Source organism: Sphingomonas sp. OK281 (assembly GCF_900115295.1).
Lineage (GTDB): Bacteria > Pseudomonadota > Alphaproteobacteria > Sphingomonadales > Sphingomonadaceae > Sphingomonas.
Map to the genome: position 1 here is coordinate 461,169 of NZ_FOVZ01000004.1, position 20,888 is coordinate 482,056.

Genomic DNA, 20,888 nt, shown 5'->3' on the forward strand with positions numbered 1-20,888 from the left:
GGACGATGGACGTCGGCACGACGAGGCCGTCGCAAGGCCGAGTTCGATCGGCATCGCCGGATTACGGATGGCCGGCACGACGTCTAGAATTTGCGCGTCTCACGACCGATCACGTCGCACGATCCGCGGAAGCCGTAGCTGGCGGTTCCCTGCACCGTGATCCGCCCTGTCCGCCGGTCGATCACGACGCGCGGCTTGTTCAGGCCGTTCAGACGGTAGGTTGCGCGAATACTGTCTGGGCCGGCGACGACGTCGTAAAGGTCCCACCAGCCATCGTTGCCGCGCGAGTTGATCGGTGGGATCAGCGATCGCGGCAGGCGGATGCGCCCGCCACCTTCCCATGTCTGTACCATCAGCGAGGCATCGAAGACTTCGCGGGTGGTCTGGTTGTAGGTGCCATATTCGTAGCGGTCGCGATCGCGGTTCCACGTCCATGTCGTACCGCTCGCGATGCCGTTTTTCGATCCGTCGCCAAAGCAGACCAGACCGAGACTTACGGGTCTGCCACCGATGATCGGGCCGCCAGCCGGGTAGCCCGGCTGGTCGTTGCTGGGGCGATACGGCGGCTGCGAATATCCGCGGTCGGACTGATAGCCGGGTTGGGGTCGGCTGGGCAGCTGGGTCGGATATCCAGGCGTCGGCCTCAGGTTCGCAGGCTTGCGGCAATCGGGCGGTGTCGTCGGCTGGATTGAATTGTAGCGCCCTTCCATCGTCGCGATGGTCACGCACTGGCGGCGATCGCCGTTCCACCAATAGCTGTAGCTGCGGTCGTTGCCCTTCTCGGCGCGGATGTTGGTATAGCCGCGACGTTGGAGCTCCGCCTCTGCCTGACCGGCACGCGCGCCGACCATGTCTTCGAGACCCGTGGACTGCGCCGCAGCGATCGTCGGCACGACGCTCGAGAGCAGAAGCGAAACGGTGAGGACAGTTGAGCTTTTCATGACCGACACGTGCGTTCCCCTGTTCGTCCCGCTCCCGTTCTTCGGCGAGACGCGCACATTTTACGGTCGCGCTACGACCGCGTCCATGACCGTAATGGGTTCGCCGCCGCTGGTTCCTACGCGCGACCGGCTGATCGGAATTTTCGTTCCGGGCCGGAGCGCTCCGCGCACCGCATCATGGAAGCCGCGCGGTAGCCGGAGGCGCTCGACGACCACCTCGGCCCGGCCTCCTCCTCGTGACCGGACGGCCGATATAGACCCACCGGGGCGTGCCATCCGCCGCCTTTGTCAGCGTGACGACGTGCCTGCCGGGATCGTCGCCGTTCACGTCGGCGATGCTCCGGCCGATTTTCCGCGCCGTTGCGCATCACCACGACCTGACCCTCGGACTTCGAGACGATGATCGTGATCGGCCCGGTGGGAGAGCGATCCGGAGTTCACCGGAACTGCTGGCCGCCAAGGAACGACGGTTCGATCCGCCGCCCCTTGCCGCCGAACGGGGCGAGCAGGCCGGATTCCTCATGCGGACATGGTCGGCCGCATTGCCGTCGATCACGACGGTCGCCCCAAGTGCGGTGATGCCGAAGAGATCGCGCGAGAAGCCGTCGGACAGGTGCACGCATCCGTGGCTTTCCGGATAGCCTGGGAGACCGCCGGCATGGAGCGCGACGCCGTAGCGATCGCTGTCAGCCGGGAATGCCCCAGTTCGCATCCTCGTTGGCCGCCTTCGCCGTGCGAACCAGGTGCTCGACATAGTTCTGGAAGATCGGAACGGTGAACGTGACAAGCGTCGGTTCGCCCTTCGGCTCCTTGAACGTCAGCACCACGAAGCGTCCGCCTTCCTCGTCGAGGACGAGGCCAGCCTCCATCGCGCCGGGGCCACTGGGGGTGATTACGGTAGCTGCCATGTCATGTACTCGCTGGCGGGGTGTGCGCTGCCAGTAACGCACCGCCCGCCCGTGTCCAGCGCGACGGTTTATGTTCGACGCGAGTCCCTGACCTCGAGCCATGCGATCGGCCGATCGCGGCCGGCGCACTTGATGAACAGGCCGTGTGAGGCGGCATCGACGCGCGCTGGCGGAGGCGGTGCGCTGTCTCGATCGCGCCGCGTTCCTCGACCTTGTTCAGCACTTGAGCAGCTTTGGCGAGAGAACGAGCCGGATCGGCAGGTCGCCGATCGCGGGGAAGATGTCGTTCCACACGTTGCGAAGTTCATACCATGCGAGGTGCCATACCGATGTATGAACACTAGTGCACAGGAAAGAACAGCCGATGAGGCTGAAAGGCCCGAAAACCGCCATCAATCAAGCCCGGAGGCCAGGAAAGAATGGACAAAACAAGGGTAGTGGCGGTGCTGTCAGTCTAACGCGAACCGCTCTCCACACGATGCATATCGGGCTTTGAGCGCAGCGGCCTGGCTCGCGATGATCTGCCACCCGCCAGGGCGGCGGAGCGTCGGTCCTTATAGATCTAGCGGTCGACGAGGTGGCGTTCGAGATAAAAGTGGTTGTGGACGTTGGCATGGACCGAGGCGAGCTTTTGCAAGGTCTTCATTCGCCTAAAACGCAGCATTCCGCGCTCTCTTCGCCGGAACGGCAGGTGGCTGTTCTCAACCCGGTTGTTGGCCTAGCGTCCGACCTCCTGCTTAGCGGTATTGCCCAGTTCCGTCATCGCCGCACCGTATGAGCGCAGTCCGTCGGTGGTAATCGGCTCGGGCCTACCATGACGCTTCAGCGCCTCCTTCATGAAGGTGACCGCTGCATCTGAGCGAATCGTTGCCGAGCCTCACGGTCGTGACGTTGATCCCGTGTCGCAGACATCGACGCTCTGCTCAAAGACCCCGACCCGACCACTAACAAGCCGCTCAAGTCAGCATTGCAGAGGATTGCAACGATCCGAGCTTTGCGGGCCGCGTTAGCGTTGATCGAAGAAGGACAGAATTGACGCCGGCTACCCCTCTCGCCGATGGTTCTGCTGCACGGCGTCGGGCATTTGCGTTGATCATGGATTTCTGGCTCGTCGCCGTCAGCTCGGGCTCGCGTCCGAGCAAGAACTGCTGGGGCGCCTTGCCGATCGTCCGGCTCGATCGGCGCGATTGACCGCTTGCGGTAGGACCGGACGTTTACTCCTTAAGATTGAAACGACTGGCTTTGGTCGCCGGCCGCCGTGCCTGCCCCCCCTTCCGGCCTGACCCACAACCGTTCGTTCATCGCGAAAATTACCCGTGGAGCTCGGGATACGCGCTCGTGTCGAGTTCCTGCCTGGCCGCCAGGCGGTAGGCTAGGTAACGGTTCATCAGCGTCCACGAGCGTTCCGCCAGCAGGCGGTTCGTCTTCCCATCGACATACTCGCGGTTGCCGTGGCGGGGCGCCACCGCGCGGTCCGTAAGCAGCTGCAGGTAGGGCCTGTCCACACGGAGGATGTCACGCATCTTCGACCAGTCGTCGGGCGATCTTCCGCCCGTGAGCATCCTCAAGATGCTTTCGGCCACCCTGCCGGCGGCGATCGGCGCGTAGTGTCCCCACGTCAGCATAACCGCCACGTCGGACAGCGCCCTCATCAGTCCGACGTCAGTCGCGACTAGTTCGAAGATGTCCTTGGAGCTGTGGCTCGCGAAAACCGTCATCAGCGCGCCAAGCTGCCGATCGGCGAGAATCAGTCCCCGCTCTTCGCCGTCGGGCCGCACCACGCTCTCGATCTGCGGGACGTAAGCAACGCCCTCGGCGATCGAGGCCACCTCCGCCGCGGTGCGGGCTAGGTCCTGCGCGAAGAAGAAGAGGTCGTCCGCGACGTCGGTTTCCGCATGATCAGTCTCTGCTTCGATCCGAATGGCACCTTCCTCGACCGACAGCGTGAACACGGTGTCGGGGATCGTCTCGGCGCCGGTGACGCTGACCTTGGGCTCATGGTCCAAAGTCAGTTTAATCTCCTTCGGCAGCATTCGGCCCTTGAACAAATAGATTGGCATCAGGGTCTGCTCCGTTTCGTCTCGCCGCGTCCGCGACATTGCCTGGAATCCCATGAAAAGCCGTCAGGCGCCAGCCGGTCGGATGCCACGTGTTGGCTGGTTAGAGCAGGGCTATTCGCGGCTCGGTAGAAGTGTCGGGCGCCGGCCACCAGTCTTCGCCGGACTTTTCGACGCCCTGTCCAACCACTTCTGCTGCGCTGCCGACCGGATCACCTCCGGCGACGAGTTGAAACGACGGAACGGGCCAAGCGGTAGTGCCCTCGATTTTCGGCTCATCCACCGCCGGTATCATCCCCATACCCCGCCTACCACGTTAGTCTGACAAAGCCCTTAGGCCCAATGGAGATCATTTATGAGAACAGATGTTGGAACGGCTTAGGCAACGTCCGAGCACTGCCTTAGTTGGCATCGAGGGAGGTAGCGTCAACTATGGCTCGGAACTGGTTCATGATTTCAGGATGCCTCGACATAATATAGCTAGCGACTTTATCGTTGCCGATCAGCCGCTTCAGGTACCGCGACGACAGCACGAGTTCGAGAACGTCGTCACCGAAATTGGAGTCCCGGGCGCGGAAATCGGCATTGAGCGTTTCGAGTTCACGTTCCATTCGCGCCATCTGTTCCGGCGTGACTCCGAGTATCTTCTTCGGCTGATCGGGTTTGGCGAGATCACACTGACGAGTCGCGGCCAAGATAGCTCGAGCGTAGCTGGCAGTGAAGTTGTTCATCGCCGCCATCATCTCGGCCGCGGCAAACTGCTTCTCCGGCTTCAGCTTGCGGAGGATGTCGAAGACGACCGCGTTGACGTGCTTGTCCTTGAGTATCTCGACGGTATCGGAGGATATTCTGTCGAGCATGGTCCGTCGGCGGGCGACCAGCGTTTCGTCCATGCCCAGCGCCGCTGCGATCATGGCGGCCGGTACGCCGCGATCAAGGGCACGCGTAATCATGTAGTGCTCCTGCACCGTAGCCAGACGATTCACCCGCTTGTTGTAGGTGAAGGCTTCGTCGTCGTCAGCGACGATGCACGGAGCCGACTCCACGGACGCTTCGCGGAGCGCATTCAGACGAAGATGGCCATCGAGCAGCATGTGCCGTCCGTTCCTATCGGCAACCGTGACGGCCAGTGGCTCGACGATGCCGATCTCACGCACCGATGTCGCGATGCGGACATAGCGCTTCGACTCGACTATGCGGACCGTCATGGGGCGGACCGGCAGGATCGCGTCAAGTCGAAGGTCCAACACCTCGCGAGCGAACGATATCCGGATCGGATCTGTCACGTCGGGTCCCCGGCGATGCCTAGGCGTTGAGCGACAGGATGAGGGAGGCTGGCCAACCCTTCGGCTCGAAGAAGCGTGACAAAATGCTCGTCCGCCAGCAGCTTGCCCATCGCGCTGACGATGAACGTGAGACGTCCTTCCGTCAGCGTTGCCTTCTTCACCAGAAGCCGCTGGCGCTCGACCTCCTTTTGGTAGGCGCGGACGAGCGCAGCGGCGGTTGTGGGCTGGCTGCGTTTCGGTCCGCTTCGAACGGACTTGATGCCTTTGCCGATCAGGTTCCGCTGATCGACGATCCTCCGGATCGCGAGTACCTGAGCGCCCGGTAACGACCCCGCTTCGTACGCCTCCGTAAGGGCCCGCTGCACCTGCGCGTCGTCGGCACGGGCGATCTCGGCGGCGATGGTGTGTGGAATGACACCTCGTTCAACGGAGTCCAGCAGCCGTTCCTCGCCTTTCTCAAGCAGGAAGTTGATCGTCCAGACGTACTCGGGGCTGAAGCCCACCTTCCGTGATATCTCCGTATGGCTGTAGCCGCGCTGCCGTAGCACACCCACTTCGCGGATCAGCTCGAGCGGGGACAGGTTGCGGCGCGCCATGTTCTCGACGAGACTCATCACGTAGCATTCGTCGCGCGTGGCTTCGATGACGATGGCTGGGATCGCGGTCGCGCCCAACTTGACGAATGCCTCCATGCGACCTTGCCCACAGATTAGTTCGAAGCCCTGGCCGATTGGTGAACGCCTGACCATGATGGGGCGCTTGAGTCCGACCGCCCGTATGCTTTCGACAAGCTCTTCGAAGACCTTCCGGTTGCGTACCCGGGGGTTCAGCACTTCGATCGACGCGATGGAGATGTCGATTATGTTGGGCGTCACAGAGCGTACTCCACGGCGTGACGGCGCAGCAGGTGGTACAGCGGCGAGAGGTCTTCGGCGCGATAAGCATCGAGCATGATGCCGTTGTCCTCTCCCATGCCGAAACGCGGCTCGGCACCGAGATCAATCCACGGAAGGAGATAGTGGTCGCGCACCGTCCTGTTGTCCGGCGCAAGGCGAACAATGACTGTGATGTCGGGCCGCAGACCAGCGTCGAGGCGGACCCGCCAGCGTAGCGATCCAGCGGCGGTCGTCCGGCATCGAGCGATAACGAGCGCGATCGTCACCTCGTGGTTGACGACGAGCAGATCGGTCGTTCCGTCGACCGAGACATGGGCGCCGACCGCTTCGATGCCCAAGACGGCGCTGGCGACCACCTCGGGGTGCATCAGGCGAAGCTGGCGATTGGTCTCGACGTAGCGGAAGTCGCGGTCGGGGGTGTAGCCTATCAGCTGGTATGCCCGCAGCAGACTGCCGAACCGATGTCTATAGGCAGCCGTTGATGGCATCGACTCGACCTCGTCGATGATCATGCCCGACAGGACGCCTTTGGCGGAGAGCAGGTCCGACAGCATGGTCAGGAGATCGGAATCCGAGAAGCGCCGGGCGCGCTCAGCGAGGATTTTCTGCGCGGCTTCGAACAGCCCAGGATCGACGATCGACTCGAACGCACCGATCCTCCGGATCCACATGTCCGGTGGGTTCACCACGCGCTGCTTCTTCAGTTTAAAGGAGACGCGGTTGTAGACGTTGTTCCCGATGTACTTCTCGTTGCTCAGAATCTGCCTGACGACGGAGCGGGTCCATGACTTGCCCAGATCGGTGACGAAGCCTTCGCCGTTGAGGGCGGTCGCGATCTCGCGCTCCGACCTATGCTCGAGTACGAACCATCGATATATCCGGCGCACCGTTTCGATCTCGACGTCAGGTCCCGGTACGAGGATGACGCGGTCCGTCTGGAGGCTCTTCTGTTCGCCGGCTGCGAGGAGCGACTTTGGTTCGTTGCGCTCGTTCACGAGATGTCGACGCAGGCCGTATCCTGCGGGGCCGCCCTGCCGATAGCCCATAGTGATTAGGCGGCACTGCCCCGCGAAGACCTTCGTGGATAGTTCACGGCTGTATTCGCCGGCCATCATCCGTTTGACGGTCTTGATTACGTTCGCCTGGAAGCTGCCGTCGTTGTCGAACTGCTCCGCGCAGTAGTGGACGTGTATGCCGCGTTCCCGGCAAATGAATTCGTAGTAGGCGCTCTCGTCCGCGTCTTGGAAGCGCCCCCAACGACTGATGTCGTAGACGAGGATCGCGTCGTAGTCGGCCTTGCCGCTCTGCACGTCGTCGATCAGACGTCTGAGCGCATCGCGTCCGGCTATGTTCAGTCCGCTACGACCTTCGTCCGCATAGGTGCGGACAATTTCGATGCCCCGCCTGGCGGCATATGCCGCGATCGCTTCGGCCTGGTTCTCGGTCGAGTACTTTTGAAGGTCGGTCGACATGCGCACGTACTGAGCGGCCCGCACCAGCTTCATGTCCGGAGGTTCTTCCCGCACCGCTTTTCCTGACGCTTGTCACGGGCGTGTCGCTCCCGTGTCCGACTGACGTCTTTCTATTCGCGGGAGGATGGAATGTCGTTGTCGGATAAGGGCCGAAAACTTCGCGCGGGAGACGGAAACAAGTTTCCCATTGATCCGGCCGCAGACACGGTGGCGTCATTCGCCAGTGTCATCGCCGACGCGCTGCGTCGGGATTTCGGAACATCCCCGGCGAAGGTAAAGCATATCGCCCGTCTTACGGGAGCGAACGCGCGGACGGTGCAAAACTGGCTCTACGGGAGGAACGGTCCGAGCGGAGCGGGGCTGGTGGTGCTGATGCGCCATTCGGATGCGGTCACGCAAGCCGTGCTTGAGCTTGCCGATCGGTACGAGGCGCAACACGCCGCGCAGTGCGGCAAGCTCCGCGGCGAACTGCGTTCTCTCATCACGAAGCTGCTCGAGCATCTCGGGCCGGAATGACGAGAATCGCACAACAAGCAGCGAAGTGATGTCCTTGCAATCGCATCTACCCAACCGGACGTACGTATGCACGGCTAGGCGGATCTGGTGGTCGATGGCGTCCGAGATTTATCATGGGGACCCAACGGGACGTGCCATTGCGAGCAGTTCCAGTTCGGCAGAACCCTACTCTAAGTTCACGTTAACGCCACAAGAAAGGCCACATTTTGTGGTCACTGTGAGAGTGATCAACTGGCATAAGGCGCTATCGAACGATGGGAGACCAACCATGACCAACCTCGCAATGACCATTCACGCCGCTCGCCGTGCGCAACAACGCGCCATCAGACGGCCCCAGATCGAGCAGCTGTTCCTTCTTTCGGATACGTCGAGCCGGGTCGATCGCCACCTTAGCGCACTGCGTCTGTCAAGAAGCGCGCTGCAGGAAGCCATTGCCGACGGCATGCCGCCCGCCGAGGCGGACCGGTTGGCAGGGCGCACGCTCGTACTCGCCGATGATGGCGCGATCGTCACCCTCGCCCATCTTCATGGTTCGAAGTCCCGCGCGTATCGCCGACGTGATCGACGCGCCTACTGGAAGGGAGCCAAGGCATGATCTTCGAAGACAACGTGGTGCCGTTTCCAGCCCCCGATCGGTCCACACGCCGGCTTAGCGGACCAGCGGAGGCGGCACTGGTCCTCAGGCGCAGGTTCCGCGAGAACGGTCGCGCTCAACGCGAGACGTTCTGTCACCTTGCAAGGCACACCTTTCGATTGGTCGAAGAGCTGAAGGGGTTGTTCGGCGAGCGGTCGGGCAAGATGAACCGCGCGTTCGGGGACTTGCTGAAACAGAAACAGCGCTTCATCCTGGCTGAGCAGCAGGAGCCCGGCGTACTCTGCCAGAACCCGGGCAACTGGGAGCGCGTGCTGGATCGGTTGGCGGTGGAGCTTGGCCGAGATCCGGACCGAGCCTTCCTCGACGCGCTTAAGGGTACGACGCTCATGCCCGATCCGGAGGGCAACAGTTTCGGCCGAGAACGATGGCTTGGAAGCTTCGGCGAACTGATGCAAAGGCTCGTTCGCCGGCTCGCGGACTCGGCCGATTATCCTGCAATGGCGACCTACCTCGCCGACAGTGGCCTGCTCGTCGAGGACGGAAGCCTTCAGGTGTGCGAGACGCAACACGATACCATCGGCGTGGAGGAGTACGGTCTCTATACGCCCTCGGCGCTCGCCGGAATGCCGCACGTGCATGGCCTCAACTTCAGGAGCCGTCTGGACCACCTGTACGAGGCGGCCGACGGCTCTCTCACCGAACTCGTGGAGGCGGCGGCTCTGGATCCCGCCTTGGCCATGGACGAGCCATCGGCGGTGCTTCGCGCCGGCACCCGAACCGTCCTTGCGTTCGTGATCGACGCGGCAACCAAGGCGCCGACCGTGGCATTTGCCGAGTGGGAGGTACTCGAACTGGTGTTCCAGTATCAGACCGACCGGGAGCGGGCATTTCCGATCTCCAAGACGTACGAGGAGATAGGATGCGCTGCCGGCCCGACCGGAATGCTGCCGCCGAACTCCGTCCGGTTCAACCTACTCGGATCGCCGGCCTTCAACGCGCTCGCGGCTTCGCAGATCGTATTTCCGGAGATCTGGCTTGACCGGCTGGACTTCCAGGTCTGGGATCCGGGGGGCTACGTTGACACCGTGGAGGAGTACCCCACCGAAGCTCCTTCGCGGACTGTAGCTGCAGTCGTGGAGCGCAACCTCACCTACGCGTCGCCGGACGATACCGATCGCAGGATCGATACGATGCTTCTGGCGCAATTGGACGGACTGCGCGCGCTGGTCGACGCGCACCGTACCTCGACCGTTCCGCCGGCACGTCTCGCGAGGCAGGCTTTACTTGCCGAATGGGAGGCGGCCGCAACCCGCGAAGATCGATGAGCGGGCGCGAAGACCCGAACGCGGCCCCGCAGGCCGCCTCAGAACTCCAGGAGACAAACACGATGCTGCCCGACATAACTACCGGTTCGGAAACCGAGCTGATGAAGGAACTCGACAGGGAATACCGGGACCGGTCCGGTCTGACCGAACGTCGCCACTACAGCATCTTCTATAGTCGGATCCCGCCATCGCCGCTGATGATTCTGGGCATCAACCCGGGCGGCAACCCGGCGACGTGGACCATGCCGGCTGGCGCGGACGAGTTCTGCTCGGCCTGGCAGCACGACTACGTCGACGAACGCTACCCAATCCAGGCCGTCATGCAGCCGCTGCTCCGGAAGGTCCTTGGGATCGACGACGCGTCGCTTCGGCGTATCCCAAAGACGAACATGGTCTTTCGCCGTTCGCAAGGCGTCAGCAAGTTCCAGGAGCAGCAGTCGGGCATGACGATGGATACCGCTTTGAAGGAAGCTGCACCGACGTTGGAGAAGATCGTTCGCCGCGTGTCGCCGAAGGCGATTATCTTCGAAGGGCTGGATGCGCTCGCGATGTTCAACCGGACCTTCGGCACTGGCGCATTGGGCTCTTCGCTGGTCGAACCCGTCACCACCCCGAACGGTCGACACCGGGCCCTCATCTACTCGGTCCACGAGCTGCGCACCTCGATCCTTCCAGATCCTATCGTAGCGTGCGCGCTTGCACACCCTTCAAAGTACGCACGGCGTGCTGAGTTCCAGACTGCCGAGACGGACATGATCGACCGGCTGGCTTCGGTCGGTGCGATCCTGCGGGCGATGGGTCCTTCCGCGGGGGCGACGTAGACGCAACCTATTGGCCCGCGTTTCAACCAAGGTAAGAACGGATCGGCCAAGGCCTTGCTAAAACGCTCGAACGACCCCGTCTTGTTCGAACTTTCAAGGCGGCCGTCCGTCCTCGCTCAACAAGTCGCACCCGGCGCAATGTGACAATCACCATTTGGTGGACGACTAAAATGCCTTTCTCCATGCTCATCGATCGCGACATGGCTGCTTTGACGTGTAAACATGTCGCTCTCCAGCATCCCGATCGGTTCGACAGCAATGTGCTCGATGCGGCATCTGACCGGTTGCAGTTGGCTGGAATTGAGCTCTCTAGATGATGCTGATCGGCGGGCCCGACATTGAGGAATCGCGGCAGTGTTTCTTGCGCCGCCTATGACAAAACGCGGTGCACCACTCTGGCGATCTGATACGCAAGGAAGGGCGGCACCGCGTTGCCGACCTGAGTGTATTGCTGGGTGCGGCTCCCCTCGAACAGGTAGTTGTCCGGGAACGTCTGCAGTCGGGCGGCCTCCCGCACTGTGAGGCTTCGACACTGCAGCGGATCGGGGTGAATGAAATAATGTCCGTCCTTCGCGATGTGGCTGGTGACCGTCGTCGATGGCTGGTCCCAGCACTGGACCCGGAAGCGATCATTGAACTTGCCCGAAGTCCAGTTCAGATGTGCGGGGGCGAGGTCTGCCGGAAATTCAGACGCCTTCGGTGAGCGGCCGTTCAGTTCGGCGAACGTTGCGGCAAATGCGTAGCGTGCGAGATCGCTCCCCATGTGCCCGCGGGCCTCATGATTGGGCAGGTATTTCAGCTCGGGATCGAGCAACCAGTCGGCCAGTTCGTCATTGGCGACGCCCGCCGGTTCTGCTGAGCAGGACGGGAGTATGTCGTTGAGGCCGACCATCCATTTTGCATGGGCGATCAGCCGCATGGCTATCTCGTCAAACTGCTCGTCTTCCTCTTCGAAGGCCGCCCGGGCAGAAATTTCAAATGCTTCGATCACGGCGTCGCGCCAGGCGGGTCCGCTATCCTCGGCCTTGCTCAGTCGGCTTCTCAGCGCCGGCATGTCACCCAGAACATCCCGAACAACTGCCGAAGCGTCACAAGGCTGAAGGTGGTCTTCCGGAGACTGAAGCACCGGCAGTCGCGACGCGAAGTCGTGTCGCACACCGAAAAGGATGACCCGGTGCCGGCGTTGAGGCACCCCGTGATCCTCGCTTCTCAGGATGTAGGCCGCTCCGCCACGAGCAATGCCGATCGTCAGTGCCTGGATCGAATAGCTTTCCCTGAAGCCGCCGGCTTCCATCAGATCGGCGGTCACCTTGGCAAAGATATTCTCGCCGTCGATGCTCGCGGACAGGAACCCCTTCACGTTCTCCATGATGAACGCGACGGGCTTCAGCCTTGCGAGGATGCGGATGTATTCGCGGTACAGGAAATGCCGATGGTCTTCGCTCGCGACATAATCCGCGTTGCCACGGTTTCGCGCTCGGCCGACCAGTGAATAAGCCTGGCAGGGCGGACCGCCGACCAGAATGCAACGATCGCTGGCTTCCGCAGCGATCCGGTCGATCAGCGGATCGATCTGTGCCGCGGCTTCCGGTGTTCCGAGTTCGAGCTGCAGCGTCTCGGCACAGGCAGCGCTCCATTCTGCCGGGTGGTTGCTCACCAGCTGTTCGCGAGTCACGTTGCCGCGAACGTGTTCGTAATAATCTGCTGGCGGTCGATCAAACTGCCGGAAAAAGCTTCGCATCCTGAGCGTCGAGAATGCCGAGTACTCCTTTTCAACCGACAGTGCGATGTCAAACGCGCGTTCCCCGTTCGCGTCGCGGACTGCCGCGAATCCCTCGGCAAGCCCCCCGGGCCCGGCAAACAGATCAACTACCTTGAACATCAAATTTGTCGGATCCAGATCATGCGACCGGGCATTACCAATTGTGAGGGGTTCAGCCAGGGAAAAACATGGTCGACGTCGTAGACAGTGGCACGCGCTCGAGGATGATGTCCGGCATCCGGTCAACCAACACGAAACCCGAGCTGCGATTACGCCGGGCGCTCCATGCGAAAGGCTTCCGGTTCAAGCTTCATGATCGTTCGCTTCCCGGCAGTCCCGACATCGTTCTTCCGCGCTGGAGGGCCGTTATCGAGGTGCGAGGTTGCTTCTGGCATCGGCACGAGAGATGCCGGTTCACAACGATGCCTGAGACAAGGCCTGAGTTCTGGGCGGCCAAGTTCGGCTCGAACGTCGAGCGGGATCAACGGAACGAAAAGCTGCTCCGCGAAGCTGGTTGGCGTGTGGCAATTGTTTGGGAGTGCGCGCTTCGAGCAAAAAATATCGATGAACTGATTTCCGAGATGGTTGCCTGGCTGAAATCTGACTTTCAGGCGATCGAGTTCCCTACGCCGGGCTAGGCGTCGGGGTCAGATGCGAGGGGTCCACCATCTTCTCTCGCAATCAGCAATATTTCGAGGCCGCGTTTCGCCTGCTTGGACGATGGGGATTTGGACCAATCACGCGCGGCATAAGTGCCCAGGGTCCCCGCAATGCCGGTTTGCCAGTCCTTGAGCCGGCCGGTCTCGGACCCCCATTTGCTTATCCTGATCCACTCTTCAGCAGTGATTTTCTGGCAATGGTGGATTGCGTCCAGCTCGGCTGGAGTAAGATTGGAAACGTCGCTTGTGGCCGCGGACGAAGATGAAGCGCCGTCAATTTCCGGCGGGAGTTCATCCGAAAGCGACAAATCGACAGCACGTAGTGCTTTCCAGCAGGCGTCCTTTTTGCACCACTCGGTGACGTTTCGCCCGCCCGATGACTGCACGATGGCATCACGAACTCCGTAGGCCCAGCTCCGAAGGAGTGCGACGAGCTCGCTCGAAAGCCCCTGCTCATTCCAGATGCGTTCCAGATTGATCTGCCTGCCGGTGCGATGGGAAAGATAAGCCACTAGGTATGTCGCTACTTGGGCTCGATAAGCTGGAAAATCCTCTTGGCGCGTTATTGCGAGTGCCGATCGATACAGAATCCCCTTGGCGATCGCACGTCGATAGTCGCCGTCGTCGGGTAACCAGTCCTTTGAATGGGTTTCCGATAGATCCTGCATGAAGGATGCGAAGCATTTCTGACCGCCCAGACTGACCTTGTCGGGCCGCTGCTCCCATGAAAGTAGAAACTTGGCGAGCTCAACCTTGTCAAACTTGCGCTGGCGAGGCGTTCGCTCATTGAACCGTCGGAGCTGCGCGGGTGTCTTGGCGGTACGGATCTTCTCGACCTCATACTCGCCGCGCGTCCGTTCATAGAACCAGCGACCCTGCTCACCTGGACACCATATCTGTCCGGAAAGTTGCCCCATGCGAACATGGTAGGGATCATTGGCCGAGAAATCGGCCATCTGAATGTTGTTCTGCGAATTGGCGTAAAGAGAAATCGCCGGCACCATCTCCTCAATCCTGCCTTCGCTGATCAGTGAGATCTTGGCCGGCACATACACCGACGACAGATCGACCTTGTCGTCGCGCCTAGCTCTGTGAATTGAAGCGGTCGTCTGTCCTCCGTTTACTATCTGTAACCCGCGAACTGACGTGATATGTCGGGATCCAGCGGCCTGATCATGCCGAACGTGGATCTCGTCAACCGTTGCCACGATGCCATTGTTGTATGCGAGAAAACGATCGGGCTGTTTGCGCAGCGTATCGCGGATCCCCCGATTTATTTTCCCCCGCGCTTGAAGAAAGGATCGAACGTTTCGTTCGAGCAAGCGTGGACCATAAAGGTCGTAGAGCTGATACAGCATCTCTCCGGGGATGAGTGCCAGGTAGGCGTCGTAGTCACCGGAGATTTCCGGCGCATGCAGGCAGGGCAGGCCCCCGGCGGCGTGCTGCGTGAAGTCTATGACTACTTCGTCACGTGGCAAGCCGGCCTGAACAAGCCGGTAAAGGCGTTCGATGTCGATAATCTCGTATACCAGATCCTTGCCGTTCAGGTCCTCGGCATCAATGGACGAAAGAGAGCATGCTTGATCTGTGATCACGAAAACCCGAAACTTGCTTGCTTTGGGGGCAACATCACCAAAGCGTTCGACCATACCGTAATCCCGACCCGAGGGGTCGAGATTCGACAGGAGTTCAGTCGAGACCTTTTCACAGAAGGTTTTGGCCTGTCTCGCGGCACGTCGAAGATCATCCGGCGGAAGCATGCCGGAAACATCTCCGCCATCGAAACATGCAATGAAGACATCAACAACAGCCTCGTCGTCATCCACCGCATAACCGTTGGCGCGAGCATTTCTATTACCGAAGCTGCGTTCAAAGTGACAGACTTCGGAATTCTCGGTGAGCCCGACGTCTTCAAGCCATTCAAGGCAGATTGCCGTGAACACGTTTTCGGAAAACTCGGGCAGCTCTGCCGAGCCACCGCGGTTCTCCCTAATTTCCGCTAGAAGACCCTCGCGGAAGGCTCCGAGTTCTCGATCAGGCGGCGCCATGTAAGTCTTCTCCAAAAGTCCTTGCAAGGTCGTCCGTAACAGCCAGCCAGTCCGAGCAGGATGCTACCCTCACGGCATACCGGCCAGAAACGATTCCGGCGGCGACGGAGTCTCGACGCAGTCGAGGGAAATTGCCCTCAACCCGATGAAGCAACATGTCTCTGGCAACGAGCCGGGGTTCGGCGAGCAGAGACGCTTGGGATTCGTGATAGCCAGATCCGACGAGCAAATCCTCTAGCCGCTGTTCTGCACCGGGGTACGACTTCACTCGCGCGCGCAGTCTGGCCACGATTTCGGGAAGGTTTGATCCTCGGCCCGTGACTTCGGTCAGTGGCACGAACGCAAGGTGCAGGCTGCGCACCGTTGTCTCATCGAGCTGATCGAGGCGGGAGACGTGGAAAACCGGATCGCCGGTCGCGGCGCCACTCTTGACCTCGAGGGCGTGGCCGTTTCGATCGAAATCGTGAAGTGCATGCGGCCCCTGCCAAACGCTGATCGCTTCGGCTTCGCCGAGCATGGGCATCAGCATAGCCTCGATCACGTGTAACTCTGCAAACAGGCCTCGGATCTTCTCGTTCGACAGCCCGCGGTCCGCGTGGATCTGCATGAATTTCTGCCACGCATGCAGGCGGCGCAGAAACGTTGAAAAGCCTGCCCGGGATGTCTTCGTTGCCATCACGACTTCAGAAATGTCGCCGCAAAGCGCGCCAAAGACCTCCCGGTACTGCGGCACAGTCAGTTCCAACGCGACACGAATTCGACCCGTGGATCCCGGCACAAGCGTCTCGACCTTTGTCCGAAAACCCTTGCCATCAGGCCATTCGGTTCCGCTGGGGACGGCAGAGGCATCAAGCTCGTACAGAAGACCCACGGATCCGGATGGCATGCGCCGTCCCGCCTGCAGCTCATGGACAGGGCCGTCGGAGACCTTGCGAACATGCCAGCCTCGTTCGGTTCGCCCCTCGGCCTCAATGGTGCGCCATGTATCTTCCACCGTGTCAGGTGTCACAGCTCGCTCTCCGATCGGGCGAACACATTATTCACGACATAGTCAATTGCTGTGGCGTTGCTGCTGGTGGGGAAACTTATGGCCATTGCCATGATCGGGATGCTCCCTCCATCGGTGACGCCATTGTTCGGATCCAGCGGATAGAGCAGCAGGAGACCCCTGCCCTGAGCCCGGACGTCACGCATCGCAATGCCGTCGGGCTCGTCGGGGATTTCGTTCCTCTTGCGCTTGCGTCCAGTGTCCTGGACCCACGCCTTGCGCGTTTGATCCAGTGCCTGCGCGTATTTCGTTTCAGAGAGGTCTATGCCCTCATCTCGCGGCGAGACTAGCCGTCCGATCACGTACTTGCCGGCATCCTTCTGCTCCTGAATAGTGGTATTTCGTTCCAGAGCGGTTCGCTGAACCATGGAAAGGTCCAGCCCGCCCAGTTTTGCCTTTCCTGAGGAGCGACCGGCAAGGAGCGCGATGTCCCAATGCTCGAGATCGCCCTTCGCAACCTGTTTCTCTATATATTGCCGAAGGAAATTACTGTTCGCCTTTACGGAATCTTCGTGTGTCGAGTAGCTCGCCAAAAAGGAGAGAATGCTTCCTGCCCCAACATCGCGCCAGAAATAGGAGCCCGACCAGTGCTGTTCGACTCCATCCGGTCGTTGTCGCTTGGGATCGGCCTCGGTTGGTACTCCTGCTGCCCGCAGCAGCGCATTTACGGCATCACGGTTGTTCTCGATTACCCTTTCGGATGTCTGGAACGTGATCGTTTCGGATATGGTGCCCGCAAAACTCAGTTTCATGGCAGTACCTGACCGCATCTTTACACGCGACGTGATCAGCAGGGCGGGATGCGAACGAACTCGCAGGCCATATTTCCGCGGCGTGCCGCCCACTGCTGCCATATGGTCGAACTCGCTTCGCAGTTCTTCCGAGGCTGTGGTTATCTTCTCGAACCATTCTCGAATATCGGAAGTCATAAACAGTCGACACACGTCCTCGTAGCCGCGACGATAGCCGAACCAGCGACCCATTTGCATAAGTGTGTCGTACATGCGTGAGGCTCGCAGGAAGTAACTCGTCGTGAGACCCTTGAGAGTAAGACCTCTGCTAAGCTTGTCACCACCCACGGCAATTGTTGCCACATGTTCGGAGCCAGCCTTTTCCTGATCCAAGATGTCGCCAGCCGATCCGTTGATTTCGCGCACTTCAAGCTGCTTGACGACTATTTCGACCTGTTTTTCGATGCTCTTCCAATTGAGCGTCACGCCGTCGGGAACGTAGGCCGGGTTCAAGCCCGGCTCGAAATCCTTGCTGAAGAGCGACGCCAGCTCCTGTCGAACTGATCGTTCGTCTTCCATCTCACCGTAGCGAAACTCGCGCTGGATCGCGTGCACTTCGGCCTCGATCTGATCCTTCACCAGGTTCTGGACGCTCGTGAACCGCGAGACATGGACGAGCATCGTATTGTGGTCATTCACCTGCCCGCGTGCACGACGGACCGCCGTGGCAAGTATGAATGACTGGATCGCAGTCTGGAGGGAGGGGGGCGGAGCCAGCTCACCCATGTAGCGTGGAACATGCCCATTGCGGTGCTTTGGAGGGACCCAGCCAAGTCTTTCCTCGAGCTCAAGCGAATCGGCGTGATCGTCGATCTCGCGTACGTAGCGATGCTCGGATGTTTCGACGGACGCGTCGTCATCAACTTCGGAGCCGAAGACGTGGACGGGCCCAAAATAGTCCGATGGCGCCGGCAGGCTTAGGATGAAACTGCTCGGAAAAAGGTCAGGCCCTTCCTGCTTGGTTTCCGCCTTCTCATGGATGAAGATGTTAGCAAAGGGCGTAGCCGTGTAGCCGACATAGGCCTTTTGCTCGAACAGGGTCAGCAGCTGCCGGATGAGCTTATTGATGGTGGACGGATTATGCTCAGGATCCGGGCTGCCATCTTCGTAAAAGGCTCCCTCACTTGTATCGACCGATGCGTGATCCGCTTCGTCGTCGATGACCAGCAACGGAATGCCCATTACGAATTCACAACCCGTATCCTTGTCGACGGCGGTGTGCGCCCATTTCACCCAGTTTATCAGGTTCATCAGAACCGTACGCTGCTTCTTGATAACGAACACGAGTGGCCGGCCGCCGGGATTGATGGAGAACGTCTGGGCGCGAACAGTGTTGAAGTCTCCATCGTCAGCTCGATTTGTGACGCAGTCCGGCCGCAGCCTGTGATCTGGATCGATCAACCCAACGCCGACCGCACGGAATCCCTCACCGTCCGTTCGATCGTTGTCATAGCCAAGGAAGCCCTCTTCGATTCTAATCTGGGTTTGCGATCTCAAATTCTTGTGTATCCCCGCGAGAACAATGATTATCTTGTAGCCCGCGTCAGCCGCCTTTGTGATCAGCCCGGTGTAGTTTGCTGTCTTGCCGGACTGGACATGACCAACCACCAAGCCGCGCCGATCCCATGAGCCTTCGCGGGTCGGGTCCTCCAGATGAGAAAGTATCCGGTCCGTGATACCGTCCAGTCTAGTAATTGGATCCAGCCCGATCTGCGGCAGCATCAGCGTGCGATAACGATCCCAGTAGCTCCAGCTGATGTCGGGTTTCCGGGCCGCAAGCCATTCGACATGCCCTTCGTCGTTTACGAGTTCGCGTTCCTCACCGATCCAGATGCTGATCTTGCCCGCGATGGAATCCAGCATCGCTTGGCGATCGAAGTCGGCCGGTAGTGAGGGGAACATTAGACAGACTCCATCGAGAATCTGCGCAATGCGATCCGCGGTGATGGCCTCGGTTTTCCGGATCTCCTCCAGAAAACCCATGACTTGACCTCTTATTTTCGATGAAAGTCCTTCGGACATCATTTTTCCTTAAATCTCGTCTAGAATATCTGCGTGCTGGTCGAACGGCGGCATCCTTCTCAGATGCGCTCTCGCTTTCTCGGCCGTCATGCCGCTGCCATTCACGAGGCTGGCGAGCAGATCGCGCGCAAGTTGTCTGATCTGCTCGCGCGTCTCGCCGGAAAATGCCGGTGCGGGGAATTCGCCCTGCTCGACGGTATCTATCCATATACGTTCGATCGGAACCGTCTCTTCAACCAGCCTCAAGAACGTCTCGACGGAGTTGTCGTCATCATTGAGCTGCTGAAGAATGTAGGACGCCAGCGGGTGTGATCGATCGATCCTGTACGCCGACTGCCCGCCGATCCTGATTGCTTTCCATGGCCGCGCTAGGTTCGGCGCGGCAGCTCGCTTGCCGTATTCTCCCCTGTGGACGAAGACAGATCGAGCGTCGGATCGCACACGCATCGCCAGATCACGAAGCCGGTTGCGCAGGTTCTCGGGCGGACTGGCGTCCGACTTCTTGACGTCAATCTGCCAAGCGGCATCGGCCGAGTTTGGCAAGTCTATCCGAATTCGCGCCAGCTTGTGGGTCTCATCACGTACCCATGGTCTTGTGACGCCAAGGCCAAGCCAACCGCCGGCAACGAGCAGTCGGTCATTGCGATAAATGTAAAACCCTTGGTGGGTGATCCATCCGTCGTTGCCGCCCGCCTTTTCGAAATCTGCCGCGTCGCCGATCATGTCCTTAGCGGGCAGGACGAAACCCTTAACTCGAATGCGGTTTTCACCGGTGCCGAGAGTCTCTTCCGGCGTTGGCCGGCACGCTTTGTGCGTGCTGAGAAACGGGTCCCATGGCTCTATGCGCGCGCCGTTCACGTAAAGTTTCAGCCGTGGCTGCGGGCCTTCAAGGTAACGGTGGAAAACCATGGCGAGATGGTTTTCGATCTGTCCCATCAGGATGTGAGAACCTCCCTGAGGCGAATGCCCAGCTCGCGGCCGAACTCGGTCAAGCTTGCTCCAGAGGACAACCGTTCCGTGGGAAGCCTGCTCGAGTTCTTCGAGGTGGGATACGGCATCTTCGGGTGCGGTGGTCAGAAGTCGCCACTCACCATCGTTGCTTGCCAGATAGTCCAGATCCCATCGCCGGACCGCGATGCCGCCCTTTTTCCTTTTCGAGGCCACCGTCAGGCTGCGCGCCTGAGAAAAGGACGCAGTTTTCAAGCCGAGACCAAACCGACCAAGGTCAGCACTGTCGCGGGGGGTCAGGGGGTTCTGGGATCCCAGCCGCATGGCATCGCGCAACGTCGGCTCGTCCATGCCGTTACCGTCATCGAGTACTAGGACGAACGGACTGGCCCCACCGAGAGACAGCGTAACTCGCACGTTTTTCGCTCTAGCGGTAATACTGTTGTCGATGATGTCCGCCAGTGCAGTTTCGACTGAATAGCCAAAACCACGAAGAGACTCTGACAGTGCGTCCGCCGGTGGCGGCGCATCTTCGTATTCCTGCATTCCCCCCCCCCTACATCCGCATTTGTGCCTGCTGGAGTTTCCCTAGTTCGAACAGGCACGCGTTGCAGTCATCATTCCTCAGGCTATCCGGTTCATGCATCGCGATGCAAGGCTACGTTAAGCCCCCAAAGGGAACGGTATACTGATTATCGGACAATTAATGGCGAGGATAACGCCGTTCTGGGGATTCGCGGCGAGGCAAGGGAATTTGCCCCGCCGGGCGCCAGCGCTCTATTGCCCAGCGGCA

Annotated in this window: 18 protein-coding genes; 6 read left to right on the forward strand and 12 right to left on the reverse strand. The window is 60.2% G+C overall.

Translation table 11 applies throughout. The features are described from left to right. Window positions 1-83 precede the first annotated feature (83 nt). From BM244_RS16365 to BM244_RS16400, 7 genes are all read right to left on the reverse strand, one after another. Complete coding sequence (locus tag BM244_RS16365; protein WP_093399962.1) at window positions 84-941, reverse strand: hypothetical protein; 858 nt, start codon at window positions 939-941, stop codon at window positions 84-86. Window positions 942-1,308: 367 nt separating this feature from the next. Beyond that, on the reverse strand, window positions 1,309-1,695 hold the full coding sequence (locus tag BM244_RS22740; RefSeq protein WP_139226950.1) for a L,D-transpeptidase family protein: 387 nt from the start codon (window positions 1,693-1,695) through the stop codon (window positions 1,309-1,311). Further along, a complete protein-coding gene (locus tag BM244_RS16375; RefSeq protein ID WP_139226951.1) occupies window positions 1,628-1,849 on the reverse strand; it encodes a hypothetical protein in 222 nt (73 codons plus the stop codon). Before BM244_RS16375 ends, BM244_RS22740 begins: the two co-directional genes overlap by 68 nt. 1,310 nt (window positions 1,850-3,159) lie before the next feature. After that, window positions 3,160-3,948, reverse strand: a complete 789-nt coding sequence (locus BM244_RS16385; RefSeq protein ID WP_139226952.1) for a DUF8168 domain-containing protein — start codon at window positions 3,946-3,948, stop codon at window positions 3,160-3,162. Between the two features lie 359 nt (window positions 3,949-4,307). Next, window positions 4,308-5,192 (reverse strand): plasmid partitioning protein RepB C-terminal domain-containing protein, encoded by an 885-nt coding sequence (locus tag BM244_RS16390; protein WP_217649131.1) that lies wholly within the window; start codon window positions 5,190-5,192, stop codon window positions 4,308-4,310. Next, window positions 5,189-6,067 (reverse strand): ParB/RepB/Spo0J family partition protein, encoded by an 879-nt coding sequence (locus BM244_RS16395; protein WP_175518241.1) that lies wholly within the window; start codon window positions 6,065-6,067, stop codon window positions 5,189-5,191. The genes BM244_RS16390 and BM244_RS16395 overlap by 4 nt, the downstream gene beginning before the upstream one ends. Beyond that, the gene (locus BM244_RS16400) at window positions 6,064-7,593 is read right to left on the reverse strand and encodes a recombinase family protein (protein WP_254784493.1); all 1,530 of its coding nucleotides are present in this window, start codon (window positions 7,591-7,593) and stop codon (window positions 6,064-6,066) included. The genes BM244_RS16395 and BM244_RS16400 overlap by 4 nt, the downstream gene beginning before the upstream one ends. Before the next feature lie 96 nt (window positions 7,594-7,689). Between BM244_RS16400 and BM244_RS16405 the strand changes: the two genes are divergently transcribed. From BM244_RS16405 to BM244_RS23805, 5 genes are all read left to right on the forward strand, one after another. Continuing rightward, window positions 7,690-8,076, forward strand: coding sequence for a helix-turn-helix domain-containing protein (locus BM244_RS16405; protein ID WP_093399966.1), 387 nt, complete (start codon window positions 7,690-7,692; stop codon window positions 8,074-8,076). A gap of 268 nt (window positions 8,077-8,344) precedes the next feature. Then, window positions 8,345-8,671, forward strand: coding sequence for a hypothetical protein (locus BM244_RS16410; RefSeq protein WP_093399967.1), 327 nt, complete (start codon window positions 8,345-8,347; stop codon window positions 8,669-8,671). Further along, window positions 8,668-9,996: a hypothetical protein gene (locus tag BM244_RS16415; protein ID WP_093399968.1), complete on the forward strand. Its 1,329-nt coding sequence runs from the start codon at window positions 8,668-8,670 to the stop codon at window positions 9,994-9,996. The genes BM244_RS16410 and BM244_RS16415 overlap by 4 nt, the downstream gene beginning before the upstream one ends. Window positions 9,997-10,058: 62 nt before the next feature. Continuing rightward, complete coding sequence (locus BM244_RS16420; protein WP_139226953.1) at window positions 10,059-10,817, forward strand: SapC family protein; 759 nt, start codon at window positions 10,059-10,061, stop codon at window positions 10,815-10,817. Window positions 10,818-10,999: 182 nt separating this feature from the next. After that, window positions 11,000-11,134: a hypothetical protein gene (locus BM244_RS23805; RefSeq protein WP_302847294.1), complete on the forward strand. Its 135-nt coding sequence runs from the start codon at window positions 11,000-11,002 to the stop codon at window positions 11,132-11,134. A gap of 53 nt (window positions 11,135-11,187) precedes the next feature. Here the strand turns inward: BM244_RS23805 and BM244_RS16425 are convergent, their stop codons facing one another. After that, a complete protein-coding gene (locus BM244_RS16425) occupies window positions 11,188-12,699 on the reverse strand; it encodes a DNA cytosine methyltransferase (protein ID WP_093399970.1) in 1,512 nt (503 codons plus the stop codon). A 68-nt stretch (window positions 12,700-12,767) separates the two neighbouring features. Here BM244_RS16425 and BM244_RS16430 point away from each other — a divergent pair, with 68 nt between their 5' ends. Then, complete coding sequence (locus tag BM244_RS16430) at window positions 12,768-13,217, forward strand: very short patch repair endonuclease (protein WP_093399971.1); 450 nt, start codon at window positions 12,768-12,770, stop codon at window positions 13,215-13,217. Here the strand turns inward: BM244_RS16430 and BM244_RS16435 are convergent. From BM244_RS16435 to BM244_RS16450, 4 genes are read right to left on the reverse strand one after another with little or no spacing between them, the layout of a single operon-like run. Continuing rightward, window positions 13,214-15,286, reverse strand: a complete 2,073-nt coding sequence (locus tag BM244_RS16435) for an AIPR family protein (RefSeq protein ID WP_093399972.1) — start codon at window positions 15,284-15,286, stop codon at window positions 13,214-13,216. The genes BM244_RS16430 and BM244_RS16435 overlap by 4 nt on opposite strands. Continuing rightward, entirely contained in the window at window positions 15,273-16,295 is a 1,023-nt protein-coding gene (locus tag BM244_RS16440) for a PD-(D/E)XK motif protein (protein ID WP_175518242.1), read from the reverse strand. The genes BM244_RS16435 and BM244_RS16440 overlap by 14 nt, the downstream gene beginning before the upstream one ends. Next, on the reverse strand, window positions 16,292-19,147 hold the full coding sequence (locus BM244_RS16445) for a Z1 domain-containing protein (RefSeq protein ID WP_175518243.1): 2,856 nt from the start codon (window positions 19,145-19,147) through the stop codon (window positions 16,292-16,294). Before BM244_RS16445 ends, BM244_RS16440 begins: the two co-directional genes overlap by 4 nt. A 9-nt stretch (window positions 19,148-19,156) precedes the next feature. Then, entirely contained in the window at window positions 19,157-20,641 is a 1,485-nt protein-coding gene (locus BM244_RS16450; RefSeq protein ID WP_093399975.1) for an ATP-binding protein, read from the reverse strand. Between the last annotated feature and the right edge of the window lie 247 nt (window positions 20,642-20,888).

Coding starts and splice junctions, on each gene's coding strand:
- BM244_RS16365 (WP_093399962.1), bottom strand. CDS start 941: ATGAAAAGCTCAACTGTCCTCACCGTTTCGCTTCTGCTCTCGAGCGTC.
- BM244_RS22740 (WP_139226950.1), bottom strand. CDS start 1,695: ATGTCGAGCACCTGGTTCGCACGGCGAAGGCGGCCAACGAGGATGCGA.
- BM244_RS16375 (WP_139226951.1), bottom strand. CDS start 1,849: ATGGCAGCTACCGTAATCACCCCCAGTGGCCCCGGCGCGATGGAGGCT.
- BM244_RS16385 (WP_139226952.1), bottom strand. CDS start 3,948: ATGTCGCGGACGCGGCGAGACGAAACGGAGCAGACCCTGATGCCAATC.
- BM244_RS16400 (WP_254784493.1), bottom strand. CDS start 7,593: ATGAAGCTGGTGCGGGCCGCTCAGTACGTGCGCATGTCGACCGACCTT.
- BM244_RS16405 (WP_093399966.1), top strand. CDS start 7,690: ATGTCGTTGTCGGATAAGGGCCGAAAACTTCGCGCGGGAGACGGAAAC.
- BM244_RS16410 (WP_093399967.1), top strand. CDS start 8,345: ATGACCAACCTCGCAATGACCATTCACGCCGCTCGCCGTGCGCAACAA.
- BM244_RS16415 (WP_093399968.1), top strand. CDS start 8,668: ATGATCTTCGAAGACAACGTGGTGCCGTTTCCAGCCCCCGATCGGTCC.
- BM244_RS16420 (WP_139226953.1), top strand. CDS start 10,059: ATGCTGCCCGACATAACTACCGGTTCGGAAACCGAGCTGATGAAGGAA.
- BM244_RS23805 (WP_302847294.1), top strand. CDS start 11,000: ATGCTCATCGATCGCGACATGGCTGCTTTGACGTGTAAACATGTCGCT.
- BM244_RS16425 (WP_093399970.1), bottom strand. CDS start 12,699: ATGTTCAAGGTAGTTGATCTGTTTGCCGGGCCCGGGGGGCTTGCCGAG.
- BM244_RS16430 (WP_093399971.1), top strand. CDS start 12,768: ATGGTCGACGTCGTAGACAGTGGCACGCGCTCGAGGATGATGTCCGGC.
- BM244_RS16435 (WP_093399972.1), bottom strand. CDS start 15,286: ATGGCGCCGCCTGATCGAGAACTCGGAGCCTTCCGCGAGGGTCTTCTA.
- BM244_RS16445 (WP_175518243.1), bottom strand. CDS start 19,147: ATGTCCGAAGGACTTTCATCGAAAATAAGAGGTCAAGTCATGGGTTTT.
- BM244_RS16450 (WP_093399975.1), bottom strand. CDS start 20,641: ATGCAGGAATACGAAGATGCGCCGCCACCGGCGGACGCACTGTCAGAG.